The sequence below is a fragment of the Flavobacterium sp. CG_23.5 genome (assembly GCF_017875765.1).
In the GTDB taxonomy this organism is placed as follows: domain Bacteria; phylum Bacteroidota; class Bacteroidia; order Flavobacteriales; family Flavobacteriaceae; genus Flavobacterium.
The window spans coordinates 469,203-482,631 of the sequence record NZ_JAGGNA010000001.1 but is presented as its reverse complement, the minus strand read 5'-3'; the positions used below and the strand labels follow the sequence as shown (position 1 = coordinate 482,631).

The window sequence follows — 13,429 nt, the reverse complement described above, 5'->3', positions numbered from 1 at the left end:
TTTTAATCAAATATAAGCTTTATTCCCACAAAACCACCCTACATAATCTTCACCGAAGTCATACTCAAAGAACCACCCAATAATTTATCATTAAACAAACTCAGTTCTTCGGTTTTCCCTTTTAATCCCAAAGTATAAATCAAAGGTAAATAATGTTCTGCCGTTGGAATCGCAAGTTGTAACGCTTTGCTTTGTTTTTCAAAATCAATTAGAGGCTGAAAATTCCCGTCTGTTAAATAATCATTTATTGTTGCTTTGGCTTCAATCGCCCAATCGTAACCGTAATTGTCTTTGTCAAAATTACGATAATCAACCAATCCCAAATTATGAACGATGTTCCCGCTGCCAATAATTAGGATTCCTTTGGTACGCAAGGCACTTAATTTTTTAGCCAAATCAAAATGATATTGCGCCGGTTTTGTATAATCAATACTCAACTGAATTACAGGAACATTGGCTTCGGGATATAAATGCTTGATTACACTCCAAGCTCCGTGATCTAAACCCCAATGTTCGTCTAGTTCGACTTCCGTTGGCAACAATAATTCCTTGGTTTCTAAGGCTAATTCCGGACTTCCTTTTGCAGGATATTGAACATCAAACAAGGCTTGTGGAAAACCTCCGAAATCATGAATCGTTCGGGGCATTTCCATAGTGGTTACTTTGGTTCCATTAGTAAACCAATGCGCCGAAATACACAAAATTGCATTCGGTTGTGGTAAAGTTTTGGCTAAGTTCCGAAAACCCGTTACAAACTGATTTTCCTCAATCGCATTCATCGGACTTCCGTGTCCCAGGAATAAAACAGGCATTTTTTCGGTATTCGAAAAAGTGCTTGAAATTTTATGTAAATCGTTTAAGGTGTTCATGCTGAATAGAATTTGTTTATTCTTGATTATCCGTTCTTTCTATTAAATCCCAAAGATTACCATAAATATCAGAAAAAACAGCGACTTTTCCGTACGGTTCCACAATTGGCTCTTTAATAATTTCAATCTGATTATCCAATAAATTTTGGTAATCTCTTTCAAAATTATCGGTTTCTAAAAATAGAAAAACGCGACCACCAGTTTGATTACCTACTCTAGTTAACTGTTCTACATTTATCGCTTTTGCAAGAAGCAAACTGAACCCCAGCGCGCCTTTTGGTGCAACTAAAACCCAACGCTTTGCACTATCTAAAACGCTATCTTCGATTAAGTCAAAATGCAATTTTTGGGTATAAAAAGCAATTGCTTCATCATAATCAGCAACAACCAAAGCAATATGCGCTATTCTTTGTTTCATTATTTATATAATTTACTCTTCAAAACTTTCGTCCTTAAACCCTATCAAATATAATTTATTCTTGGCTCTGGTCATTGCAGTGTACAACCAGCGAATATAATCTCGATTTATTCCATCTGGCAAATAGGGCTGTTCTATAAAAACCGTATTCCATTGACCACCTTGTGACTTATGACAGGTTATTGCATACGAAAATTTAACTTGAAGTCCATTAAAATATTCGTTTGCTTTTACTTTTTGAAACTGATTGTATTTGGTTTCGCCTTCATAATCCTTCAACACTTCTTGGTATAATCTATTCGATTCTTCGTAAGTGAGCGAAGGTGATTCGCTTTTTATAGTGTCCAATAATAGAACCGTTTCAAACGGAATCTGACTCGGATAATCGATCATTCGTATTTTTACTTTGGCAAACTTAAAACCGTATAATTCTTTGATATTGAAAATTTCCAACACTTCAATAATATCACCGTTGGCAATAAACCCAGCTTCATCAGAATCTTTTAACCAAAAATAATTGTTCTTCACCACCATCAAAAAATCGCCTGTGGAAAGTTCGCTTTCTTTATCTAAGATTTTTGTTCTGATTTGTTCATTATATTGATTCGCTCTTTTATTCGAACGAACAATAAACGCGGTATCTTCGATACTATAATTGCTGTAAGCAGAATTAATCGCATCCTGAATATCGTATCCATCAGTTAGTCGAACGATATCTTTAAATTTCTTGACATTAAACTTGAATTCACTAATAAAAGAATCTTTCAGTAATTCCCGAAGTTCTGTCGCATTATGCAAAATCCCAGAATTTTCTTCCTGTCGCATGACTTCATCAAGTTCGATATGCTCCACTTCTTTGTTGTAATTCATTCCCAAAGTACGAATATCCAATGCGGGACTGATGTCTAAATTTACTGGTGGCAATTGAGCCGTATCTCCCAATAAAATCATCTTACAATTAGTTCCTGAATACACATACGAAATCAAATCATCCAATAAAGAACCGTTTTCGTACAATTTAGAATCGGAATTCGTGTCCGAAATCATCGAAGCTTCATCGACTATAAAAATCGTGTTTTTATGTTTGTTTTGCTGTAAAGTAAATGAAACTCCACCTCCGGAGGATTTCTTTGGAAAATAGATTTTTTTATGAATCGTAAAAGCGGGTTTGTTAGAATAATTGGCAATTACTTTTGCCGCACGACCTGTTGGAGCCAGCAAAACATATTTTTTATTGATGTCCAATAAACTATTGACAATCGTAGAAATCACAGTCGTTTTTCCGGTTCCTGCGTATCCTTTTAATACAAAAATGGTATCATTATTAGGTTCTGTCAAAAAAATGGCTATTTTTTGAAAAAAAATATCCTGTTTGTAGGTGGGTCGAAATGGGAATTTTTTTTGTAAAAGGCTATAAAACAGGGAGGAATTCATGTGCAATTGATTACTGTAAAATGAACTTCAAATATAAGTATGAAATTCGAGGGAAACACATAATTCGACATTAGAATCAAAAAAAATTGTAAGTTTGCGAACTCATTTAATTCTTTCTAAATTCGAATACAGAAATGGATTATAAATCAAAATATGTCAACACAAAATACTAACATAACCGAAAAGGTCTATAAAAAGCTTTCCATTCAAGTTTCCTTGACTGGTCTTTCTTTTTGTTGTTTTGATACGCTGAACGATACCGTTATATCCTTCAATAAAGTAAATTTTAACACTTTTCATAAAGCGACAAAAATTGAAGATTTATTTGCCGATGCTTTTAACAATCATCCGGAATTAAAGGAATCGTATGATGAGATTTTGGTAATTCATAATAACAATCTTTCTACGTTTGTTCCTGAAGCTCTTTTTGATGAGAACTTTCTGGGGAGTTATTTGCAATACAATACTAAGGTTTTCAAAACTGATTTTTATGCTTTTGATGAAATCGCAAATTATCAGATGAATGCGGTTTACATTCCATATGTAAATATCAATAATTTTTTTATTGACCAATTTGGATCTTTCGATTACAAACATGCCAATAGTATTTTGGTATCCAAATTATTGATTGCCTCCAAAAATAAGGATGACAAAAAAATGTTTGTACACATCAATTCCGGGCATTTTGAAATCGTCGTGGTTCAGAACCAAAAGCTATTACTTTTTAATTCTTTCGATTACAATACGCCAGAAGATTTTATTTATTACATATTATTTACTGCCGAACAATTGAATTTGAATCCCGAAAATTTTCCGTTGGAATTAATCGGGAATATTAATACTGAAAGCGACTATTTCAAAATCGCTTACAAATACATTCGCAACGTTTCCCTTATTGACGTAAACGATTTGCGATGGAACAATTATTTTTCTGAGGCCGAAAACAGAAATCATTTTATACTTTTCAACTCATGAGAATCATTTCAGGAAAATACAAAGGAAGAAGAATTTTTCCACCAAAAGGTCTTCCCGTTCGCCCCACTACCGATATGTCTAAAGAAGCATTATTTAATGTTTTGAATAATCATTTCAGTTTTGAAGGATTGAAAATACTGGATTTATTCGCCGGAACAGGAAATATCAGTTTCGAATTTGCTTCACGAGGAAGTACGCCAATCACGTCAGTAGATGGAGATTTTGGATGTGTAAAATTCATCAAGCAAGTGGCAACCGAATATGATTTTAATATTGCTGCCACAAAAAGTGATGTTTTTACTTATTTGGAAAGATGCAAAACGTCTTACGACATTATTTTTGCAGATCCTCCGTATGCTTTGGACCAAGCCACATTTGAAAAAATTGTGTTATTAATTTTCGAAAAAGAATTACTTAACCAAGATGGGATGATGGTAATTGAACATTCTAAATACACCAAACTGGATCACATGATGAACTTCTCATTCAAGAAAAGTTATGGTGGTTCTATTTTCAGTTTCTTCGAAATAGGTAAAGGTGAAGAAGAAGTTGATGAATTCTTGGAAAACGAAAACGAGGAAGAATAGTCCTTACATTATTAATTAGGAAGTTGAAACATTTGACAATTTATCCAATACCATTTGATAAGTTGGTGTTTCAATTTCATATTTGGTACCTTCATTTACAACAAATTCAGTCAAAGAGGCCAGTTCGATTTTACGTCCTCCCATTAAATCCCTGTGCATAGACGAAGTAGCATCATGCGGTGTTTTTTCTAATTTTAGTATGGTTTGCATGATAATATCTGGAGGTAAATTCAGTCCTTTTACTGCAGCAATCATTGTAATTTCATTTAATAAGGAAACATACACTGCTCTACTTGATTGACTTTCTAAAATTTCGCCAATATTTTGATTCAAATAGGAAGTAGCTGAAGCTAATGCCGAAATAAAAATGAATTTTTCCCAAACTGTTTCTTCGATATCATCAACCAGATAGCTTTCGATACCTGCTTTTTTGAAAATCTTTTGCAATTTATTTAATGCAGCAATTGGAGCCGTTCTGGAACCAAAAAAGAGTTTTTCGAACGCTCCTATTTTTTTAATTACTCCTAAAGAAACAATCATCGAAACTATGTAAACACAGCCTTGCAGAACTTCATTATCAGGAAATAAGTCTCTGATACGTTCTGGTGCATCGACACCATTATATAGAGGAAGAATAACCGTGTTCTTATTGATGCATTTTTTTATAGAGAGAAGGCTCTCTTCAATGTCATAGGTTTTGGTGGCGCAAATAAGAAAATCAAGTTTCCCAATTACGTCAGGATCATTAGAAACTACAGTAGGAAAAACGGTTGTTTCATTTTCATCTGTAACAATTTTTAGTCCGTTTTGTGCAATTATTTTTTGAGTTTCGCCTCTAGCAATAAATACGATTTCAATAGAGTCAGATTTAGCATAAGCTTTGGCCAATAATCCGCCAAAGTAGCCACCTACTCCACCCATTCCTAAAATTCCAATTCTTGTTTGCATAGCGAAAAGAGTGTTCGAAACATTACAAAAACAAATCTATAAGTCAACTATTTAACTTACTTTCGCTTTAATTGTTTATTTAATTTTTTTGAATTTTGTCTTGAATCAAATAAAGTTATGATTTCAATTTCATTTGTATCCGAAAGTATTCTGTAATAAAATGTAATTTGTTTCGTAACAACACATTTATAAATTCCATTAAATACATTCGATTGAATACAGCTTTTTGGATGTGTCGAAATTTGACTAATTTTTTCTGAAAGTGCAAATATGAAATTATCTCTTACTTTTACATTCCACTTATCTAATAAATAATCATTGAGTTGTAAAAGTTTAATTTGTGCTTGCTCGGATAAAAAAACTTTCATCAAGAAATCTTTTTTAGAAATTCGGAATATTCAATTCTCAAACCATTATCTAAATCTTGAATTCCTTTTTTGATTTCTGATTGTTCTTCTAATGATAATTCATTCCAAAAATCAGCATTTTCTTTGTTTATAAAATCAGTCACTTTTTGAATAACATCAATATTATCAATATTTAAAATCTTTTTAACTAATTCTATTTTTGAAGATTGAATATCCATAACAATATTTTTTATCAAATTTATAAAAATATTTTGATATTTTAAAAAAAACAGACCTATAAGCCGGATTCTGTATCCACCCGAAGATGAACCCTTATCATTTATCTAGATCCCACATTACTGTGGGACTCAAGCTATCTACCCTTCAACAACGGACGAGAAGCCCTTAAATGCTGATATACTTGATATTTCACCGCATAGAGTTTACCTGGTTTCACTACAGCATTACCTGTACATACTTTCTGTTGCACTTGTCCTAATCTCATCCTTTCAGACAAAACCGACGGGTATTACCCGCTATGCTTCCCTATGGTGTCCGGACTTTCCTCCCTCTCGTGCCAAAAGACGAGACGACGATAAGGCGGTCTGTGCCGCAAAAATAGGGATTTTAGATGGAAGATTGACCATTGATGATTGCAGATTTAAAATATTTTATATTGCTTTTTGAAATTTAAATTGAAATTGATTTGCAGCTATTGTATTGTTCACTTTAACAGCCATTTTACAAAGACTTAAAGATAAATTAGTTATCTTTAAATACTATTTTAAATCCATCTAATTATGAAACCGATCTACCATTATTCGACCGTTTCTGAAGCCTTAAACGAACTTAATGGAAAGGGTTTTGCGTATGATTTTAATCTGCATGAAGAAGATATTAAAAAAAATCCCCATCAATATCAAATCGAACATGTATACCGGTATGAAGGAGATTCTGATCCCGGAGATGAAGCAGTTGTTTATGGAATAAATTCAACATCTGGTCAAAAAGGTGTTTTTGTAGCTGGGTTTTCAGCAAATTCAGATAGTGATGCCGCACGCATTTTAGCGAAGTTATGCATTGACGATAGCGGACAATGTGAAATTTAGGCCTTTTAAACATTTACTAAATCTATAATAAATCTAAAAAAACTATGAAAAACAATTATCATTATGCCTCTGTAGCCGAAGCCTTAGATGAACTGAATGAAAACGGTTTTACATATGATTTTAACCTTCACGAAGATGATATAGAAAAAAATCCTCATAGCTTTGAAATTGTGCACATATACCGTTATGAAGGAAATTCAAATCCTGATGATGAATCAATAGTTTTTGGTATTAAATCAAAATCTGGGAAAAAAGGAGTTTTTGTCGCCGGTTTTGCAGCTAATTCAACTAGTAAAGCTGCCGAAATTCTAATTAAACTCAATATTGCAGGTAGAAATAAGTAAAATGAATCTCTCTGTTTTTACCTACTGAATTTTATTTCGCAGTTCTCAATATTCCTATTGAGTAAAATTAAACTTGAAGTAAATTTAATTAAAAAATGATTTTACTTTCCGAAATAATAATTGAACGCATCCAAAGTAAAGGTCCATTATCTTTTCGAGATTTTATGGAAATGGCTTTGTATTATCCTAATTTGGGATATTATAATTCTAAAAAAGATAAAATTGGAGCGGAAGGCGATTTTTACACTAGTGCAAATCTGACTGCGGCATTTGGAGCTATGATAGGTCGTCAAATGGAAGAAATGTGGCTGAATTTAGAAAAAAAACCTTTTACGATTGTCGAATATGGAGCCGGAACAGGTTTGTTATGTCATGATATTCTCGATTATTTGCGACATAATGCTCCGTTGTACAAAAGCTTGACTTACTGTATCATCGAAAAAAGTCCTTCCATGCGAGAAATACAAAAGAAACATTTGCTTGAAAAAGTAAGTTGGTATAATTCAATTCAAGAAATTCCTGTAATTAATGGCTGTGTTTTGTCAAACGAATTGATTGATAATTTTTCGGTGCATCAAGTAGTAATGCAAGATCAACTCATGGAAGTTTTTGTTGATTATACAGATCATTTTTTAGAAGTTTTGAAACCAGCCAAAAAAGAGCTCACCGATTATTTTATTGAATTAAAGGTACAATTACCAATAGGATTTCGCACAGAAGTCAATCTGGAAGGCAGAAAATGGATGAGAAAAATTTCAAATTCCTTACATAAAGGATATGTGATTACCATAGATTACGGTTCCGCTTCTTCTGAATTATACAATATGCATAGGAGTTGCGGCACCCTATTGTGTTATTATAAACATCATAAAAATGACAATCCTTATCAGTTTATAGGAGCGCAGGACATCACCACACATATCAACTTTTCCGCCTTATCGCTTTGGGGTTCACGATACGGACTTGAATCTTGTGGATTAGTGAATCAGGCGCAATTTTTACTGGATCTTGGCATAAAAGAATATCAAAATACTGTCTTAGCTAACCATCCAAATAATTTAGCAATGGCAATGCAGGAATCAATCATCAATTATAGATTGTTGATTGATATGGGAATGAAATTTAAAGTATTAATACAACAAAAAGGAGTTCCAAATTATCCGCTTTCCGGAATGAAATTTTTAAATTCTTCACGAACCATTTTTAGCTGAAAATTGTATCCATCCTGATTTCGACAAAATTTTTATTTGCCATTTTCTTAGGAGCTATTTCCAGCTATCCATTACAATCTTTTCTTGTCTCGTTCTAAAAAACGAGACAAGAAAAGGATTTCCATTGCTATCTGGGCTAAGGAATTTGGTGATGAAAAGCTAATTTTTTCCAAAGACAAACCTTCCTATTGTTATAAATAGTATAAATAAGAAATACCTTTATATTAAAATTAATCCGTTTGGTATTATTAGTTTTTGATGATAATTTTTTGCCATTTCGAGTGATTTTCTCCTGAAGCCTCGGGAAGAAAATTGTATCGAGAACAAGAAAAATTGTTGTTAAAAACGATTCTCGATACATTTTTTGTTTCATTTCATCATACAAAAAACACTGGAACGGACGTTTTTAATTAGTACACCCAACGGGTTACTATTAGTTTATGGTTTGATACTGCTAATTGTTGTGATTATCTTAGTATGAGGAAAGTAAAAACGATTGCAATAGGATTGAAATCATATATGTAGCTTCCTCCACTACTTAAAAAAGATTTTATTCTAACAAATGATTTTGTAAAAAAGTCACAGACAAAACTTATTTTTTTAATTGGATTGGTATCCAAATTTCCTCTTCCGAAGTTGGGTCATTATTTTTATATTTTTCTCCTAAAATTTCAAAGTGTGGTCTGTTATCCAAAAGGTAATCTGAATTGGGCAACCAATTTGTAAAAATATATTCAAAGGTTTTTGGTGCCATGCTAGCATCTCCTTTATGGGTGAAAACAGCATAAAGTCCGCTTGGCACAGTAACAGTTTCCAGTTCAGCGGGAACGATATCAAAGTCCGTGACTTCAATGGTTGCCCATTTTTCAAATTCCGTCTTGGGATCAAAATTGTTAAAGTACAACGAATCATATATTTGCATGGAATAGAGATTGGTGCCAATATAATTTTGAATTTCTTTGCGCCTCGGCATAAAGTTTTGCCATAATTCCCTCGTTTTATTGTTGGATAAAGACATCGTCATTCTTTGACCCATTAATTTTTTTTCAGGAAGTGTTTCTATTCTTGGATTCATTCAACCTTGTTTTTTTTTAGTAACGTTTCCTATGTTTTTTTTAAACTATCTGGTGATTTAGGTCCCAAATTGGGATTGCAGTTGGAAATTTCAATCAATAATCCTCGTCTTCATCCAGTTCAGATTCCTTTTTAATGGTGGTATCCGTATTAAAAAACTGCGTTACGTCTTTTTTATCTTTTTGATTCTTTTTAATCAAAAACACAATTAAAACAATAATTCCAACCAAAACTAAAGCGATTATAATCCAATTTGTTTCCATTTTCTTTGTTTTTAATAAGTTATAAAATGATTAAATATTAAGGCAATCATCTCCTTGAGATAACCATGATATTTAAATTTAGTTATTAACTGTTTTTCTTTAAATATCGATAAAGTACTTTTCCAAACTTAAAAGTAAGAAAGGCCACAAACAATATTAAAATGACTATCAACAACTGCCAAATAAATAAGCTTGAACTGAAATTATTTATTTCTTTTTGCATAATGTATTTATATTTAACTAAAGGTTCTTAAGTTCAGGTTTGCATGCAAACACAACGATAGCATTGACTACCATTCCTCGTAATCGTTACGTAAGTATATCCGAGTTATCTAGATTATATTTCCTCAATTATAAAAGAGTCATCATCTTCGATTTGATAATAAATATCATTTTCTATTATATCTAATAACTTCTTAATTATGTTTGTTTCTTTTAAATTTTTATTTTCTAATTCAGCATTTTCGTTTTTTATTATTTCTTCTTTTAATCTTAAATAAGCATATGCTTTTAAAAACAAATTATTAAATCTATAAAGATTTGAGTTTTCATCATAAATTAATATTTCACTTCTTATCGGCAAACACAATTCTGAAAGAGATTTTGTAAAATTTGATTCATTTATTGAGTTGTTTTTTATTCGGTTAAAAATTTCCAAATGTGAAAATTCATCTTTATTTAATTCTAAACAATTTTCTAAAATGATTTTTGGAATATTAATTTTTACTCCGTTAATAACTTTTATAGATTTATCAAAATCGGCTTTTAAAGTATCTGATTTTTCTTCTACGAATTTTGATATTGCTTCATCCAAATCATCAAGATTAATAGAAACTTTAGATTTTACGGTTTCATTAATTTTTTTATTGAAGCAAATATTTAAACAGAGTTGATGACAGATTGCAGGTAAACCGCAAGAATATTTTATTATTTTTGCCTTAACATCTTTTGAAAAAATTATATTTAAAAGTTTTTCACCTGTATTTATAATATTTTCTATCTCTTGTGGTTTCATGTACGGAATAAATATCTCCGCTACACGATTATTCATTTCTACGTCATATTCTATAACTTGTCTTGCAGTTCCAACTGCTCCTAATGCAATAATCTTTAAGTTTTCAAACTCCTCTGACATATCCATAAAAACTTTCATTAATTGCGAAGTTTTAATTCTATCCACACCTTTTATTTTATGAAAGTCCTCTAATACCCAACACGAGTTTGACGCACCATAAAATTTTGCTAATCTTTGAGGTGTGAGTTGTGGTGGAAGAATATGTTTTTGAATTTCAGATTTCTGTTTTGTATAATCTCCGAATTTTATGCTTGCTTTAATATCACAATAACTTAAATTCAATTCTGGTGCTATTTTGAAAGTTTTAGTTGAACTTTTTTCTGTATAAACCGACGAAAGTTGGTCAAAACCATCTAATAAAATATTTTCAAAAGTCATTCCTTCCATACATCTTGTTGTGAATGAGTTTTCGTAAATTTGATTTATTTTATTTTTTAATAATGTTGTTTTTCCACACCCCGAATGTCCATACAAAACAATTTGTTTTCCTGGAGTGTTCAATGCGTCAACAAAATGATTATTAATTTTCCCTTCTCTTTCGACAAATGTAAATTTTGCAGATGAAGATGGTGTAAATATTTTTTTTGTTTGATAACCTATTAACTTTTCTTCTTTCATATACATATTTATGCTCTATTTTGGTTTAATTTCCTTAATGATGCAAATCTATTTGCAATTGTTAATGTCAATAAAGTGAAACTTGCGTAATACATTTTATTTTAGTAGATTTTTAATTTTAATTGTACTTCAAATATAAGATTTTATTTACTAAACTTAGTTTATTACTTATTAACAAAAAAGATTAATTTGTAGAAATAAATAAGTTGGTATGATAACCATTCCCTCCTATTTTGAAACTTTATTCGGGAAATGAATAGTTCTCCTTAAAAATGAATCGTCGTTGCGAATGCGCGTGAGGGATTGCGGCGGTATCCTCGTCTCGCTTTTGAGGCGAGAAGAGATTGAGCCAAAAGCCCGACCGGCGTGAAGTTGCGAAGAGGAACGATGAAGCAATCACGCAGGGCAAGCCCAACTAATTAGGATTATTATGTGGCAATCGTAATGCAATATTGTACTAAAAATTATCATAATATTAGCAATTGAGCATCTCAAAAATCAGTAAATTGGCTGATTGATATATTACTTGCTAAAAAAATTATGGATAAGATAAAAATACTTTGGGTTGACGATGAAATTGATTATTTGAAACCACACATATTGTTCTTGGAGAAGAAAAATTACAGTGTTACCACCTGCAATAACGGTCGTGATGCGATTGATATTTTTGAAAACGAGAATTTTGATATCGTTTTTTTGGATGAAAATATGCCTGGAATGAGTGGCCTTGAAACGCTGTCGGAGATGAAGGAAAAAAAGTCCTCGATTCCTATGATTATGATTACCAAAAGTGAGGAGGAATACATCATGGAGGAAGCCATAGGTTCTAAAATTGCCGATTATTTGATTAAACCGGTGAATCCAAATCAGATTTTGTTGAGCTTGAAGAAAAACTTGGATCATTCCCGGTTGATTTCCCAAAAAACGACATTAGATTACCAAAAAGAATTTAGAAAAATTACGATGGAAATGGCTCAAGTCAATTCCTATGAAGACTGGATTGAGATGTACAAGAAATTGATTTTCTGGGAATTGGAACTAGAAAACATCAACGACCAAAGTATGGTTGAAATTTTGGAATCTCAAAAAGCGGAGGCGAATTCGCAATTTGGAAAATTCATAGAACGCAATTACGAAGATTGGTTTGCTCCAAAAGCGGATAAACCAGTGCAATCGCATACTTTATTCAGGGAATTAGTGGTGCCGGAAATCATTAAAAAAGACAAACCCGTTTTATTTGTAGTGATTGATAATTTGCGCTACGATCAATGGAAGACTTTTGAAAGCGTGGTGGCTAATTACTATAAACTCGAAAAAGAAGTGCCATATTATGCCATTCTGCCTACTGCAACGCAATATGCACGAAACGCTATTTTCTCAGGTTTAACGCCACTTGAAATGGAAAAACAGTTTCCGCAGTACTGGAAAAACGACCCAGAAGAAGGCGGAAAAAACTTGTATGAAGCGGAGTTTCTTACGGCGCAATTGAAACGTTTGGGATTGCATATTAAGGAAGATTATTTTAAAATCACGAATCTGGCCGGCGGTAAAAAGCTGGTGGAGAATTTCCGATCGTTAAAAGACAATGATTTGGTTACCATCGTTTATAATTTTGTCGATATGCTTTCGCATGCCAAAACAGAAATGGACGTGGTCAAAGAACTTGCCTCCGATGATAAAGCGTATCGTTCGCTGACTTTGAGTTGGTTTAAGAATTCTCCACTTTTGGAAATCATTCAGCAAGCCCAAAAATTAGGTTTCAAATTGATTTTAACCACGGATCACGGAACTATAAACGTGAAAAATCCATCGAAAGTAGTGGGTGATAAAAATACCAGTTTGAATTTGCGTTACAAAACAGGACGCAGTTTGACTTACGAACACAAAGATGTTTATGCTGTGAAAGAACCAAAAAATATTGGTTTGCCTACCATAAATATGAGTAGTTCTTATATTTTTGCAAAAAATGATTTGTTTTTGGCCTATGTCAATAATTACAATCATTATGTGAGTTATTACAAAAATACGTATCAGCACGGCGGGATTTCGTTGGAAGAAATGATTATTCCTTTCTTAGTTTTTAATCCGAAATAGGAAGTTTCCAGTCTCAGTTTTCAGTTTTCGGCGAGAACCTTAAACTTTAAACTTTTAAACAAA

At 32.3% G+C, this 13,429-nt stretch carries 15 protein-coding genes and 1 other RNA gene; 6 read left to right on the top strand and 10 right to left on the bottom strand.

The window, feature by feature from the left end; all coding sequences use genetic code 11:
* Positions 1-38: 38 nt before the first annotated feature.
* The 3 genes from ygiD to H4V97_RS01975 are packed head-to-tail and all read right to left on the bottom strand — an operon-like array spanning position 39 to position 2,721.
* On the bottom strand, positions 39-869 hold the full coding sequence (ygiD, locus tag H4V97_RS01985) for a 4,5-DOPA dioxygenase extradiol (protein ID WP_196850727.1): 831 nt from the start codon (positions 867-869) through the stop codon (positions 39-41).
* A 16-nt stretch (positions 870-885) separates the two neighbouring features.
* Positions 886-1,287, bottom strand: a complete 402-nt coding sequence (locus tag H4V97_RS01980; RefSeq protein ID WP_196850726.1) for a VOC family protein — start codon at positions 1,285-1,287, stop codon at positions 886-888.
* A gap of 12 nt (positions 1,288-1,299) precedes the next feature.
* Positions 1,300-2,721, bottom strand: a complete 1,422-nt coding sequence (locus tag H4V97_RS01975; RefSeq protein ID WP_196850725.1) for an ATP-dependent RecD-like DNA helicase — start codon at positions 2,719-2,721, stop codon at positions 1,300-1,302.
* 153 nt (positions 2,722-2,874) lie between these two features.
* Between H4V97_RS01975 and H4V97_RS01970 the strand changes: the two genes are divergently transcribed.
* Both H4V97_RS01970 and H4V97_RS01965 read left to right on the top strand, forming a co-directional pair.
* On the top strand, positions 2,875-3,696 hold the full coding sequence (locus H4V97_RS01970) for a DUF3822 family protein (RefSeq protein ID WP_196850724.1): 822 nt from the start codon (positions 2,875-2,877) through the stop codon (positions 3,694-3,696).
* On the top strand, positions 3,693-4,283 hold the full coding sequence (locus H4V97_RS01965; protein ID WP_196850723.1) for an RsmD family RNA methyltransferase: 591 nt from the start codon (positions 3,693-3,695) through the stop codon (positions 4,281-4,283). The genes H4V97_RS01970 and H4V97_RS01965 overlap by 4 nt, the downstream gene beginning before the upstream one ends.
* Positions 4,284-4,298: 15 nt before the next feature.
* Here the strand turns inward: H4V97_RS01965 and H4V97_RS01960 are convergent, their stop codons facing one another.
* The 4 genes from H4V97_RS01960 to rnpB form a co-directional block, all read right to left on the bottom strand.
* Complete coding sequence (locus H4V97_RS01960; protein WP_196850722.1) at positions 4,299-5,231, bottom strand: ketopantoate reductase family protein; 933 nt, start codon at positions 5,229-5,231, stop codon at positions 4,299-4,301.
* A 56-nt stretch (positions 5,232-5,287) separates the two neighbouring features.
* Positions 5,288-5,599, bottom strand: coding sequence for a type II toxin-antitoxin system RelE/ParE family toxin (locus H4V97_RS01955; protein WP_196850721.1), 312 nt, complete (start codon positions 5,597-5,599; stop codon positions 5,288-5,290).
* On the bottom strand, positions 5,599-5,817 hold the full coding sequence (locus H4V97_RS01950; RefSeq protein ID WP_196850720.1) for a hypothetical protein: 219 nt from the start codon (positions 5,815-5,817) through the stop codon (positions 5,599-5,601). Before H4V97_RS01950 ends, H4V97_RS01955 begins: the two co-directional genes overlap by 1 nt.
* Positions 5,818-5,860: 43 nt before the next feature.
* An RNA gene (gene rnpB / locus H4V97_RS01945) (RNase P RNA component class A) lies at positions 5,861-6,190 on the bottom strand.
* Between the two features lie 188 nt (positions 6,191-6,378).
* Between rnpB and H4V97_RS01940 the strand changes: the two genes are divergently transcribed.
* The 3 genes from H4V97_RS01940 to H4V97_RS01930 all read left to right on the top strand — a co-directional run bounded on the left by H4V97_RS01940 (position 6,379) and on the right by H4V97_RS01930 (position 8,242).
* Positions 6,379-6,687 (top strand): hypothetical protein, encoded by a 309-nt coding sequence (locus tag H4V97_RS01940; RefSeq protein ID WP_196850719.1) that lies wholly within the window; start codon positions 6,379-6,381, stop codon positions 6,685-6,687.
* 44 nt (positions 6,688-6,731) lie between these two features.
* Positions 6,732-7,031 (top strand): hypothetical protein, encoded by a 300-nt coding sequence (locus tag H4V97_RS01935; RefSeq protein WP_196850718.1) that lies wholly within the window; start codon positions 6,732-6,734, stop codon positions 7,029-7,031.
* A gap of 95 nt (positions 7,032-7,126) precedes the next feature.
* Positions 7,127-8,242, top strand: coding sequence for a class I SAM-dependent methyltransferase (locus H4V97_RS01930; RefSeq protein WP_196850717.1), 1,116 nt, complete (start codon positions 7,127-7,129; stop codon positions 8,240-8,242).
* Positions 8,243-8,834: 592 nt separating this feature from the next.
* On the opposite strand, the gene H4V97_RS01925 is transcribed toward H4V97_RS01930, so the two are convergent.
* From H4V97_RS01925 to H4V97_RS01915, 3 genes are all read right to left on the bottom strand, one after another.
* Positions 8,835-9,317 carry a GyrI-like domain-containing protein gene (locus H4V97_RS01925; RefSeq protein WP_196850716.1) on the bottom strand — a complete coding sequence of 161 codons (483 nt, stop codon included), beginning with the start codon at positions 9,315-9,317 and terminating at the stop codon, positions 8,835-8,837.
* 94 nt (positions 9,318-9,411) lie between these two features.
* Positions 9,412-9,579 (bottom strand): FeoB-associated Cys-rich membrane protein, encoded by a 168-nt coding sequence (locus tag H4V97_RS01920; RefSeq protein ID WP_196850715.1) that lies wholly within the window; start codon positions 9,577-9,579, stop codon positions 9,412-9,414.
* A gap of 337 nt (positions 9,580-9,916) precedes the next feature.
* The gene (locus H4V97_RS01915; protein ID WP_209548763.1) at positions 9,917-11,272 is read right to left on the bottom strand and encodes a hypothetical protein; all 1,356 of its coding nucleotides are present in this window, start codon (positions 11,270-11,272) and stop codon (positions 9,917-9,919) included.
* Between the two features lie 540 nt (positions 11,273-11,812).
* Here H4V97_RS01915 and H4V97_RS01910 point away from each other — a divergent pair.
* Positions 11,813-13,366 (top strand): bifunctional response regulator/alkaline phosphatase family protein, encoded by a 1,554-nt coding sequence (locus H4V97_RS01910; RefSeq protein ID WP_196851382.1) that lies wholly within the window; start codon positions 11,813-11,815, stop codon positions 13,364-13,366.
* Positions 13,367-13,429 lie beyond the last annotated feature (63 nt).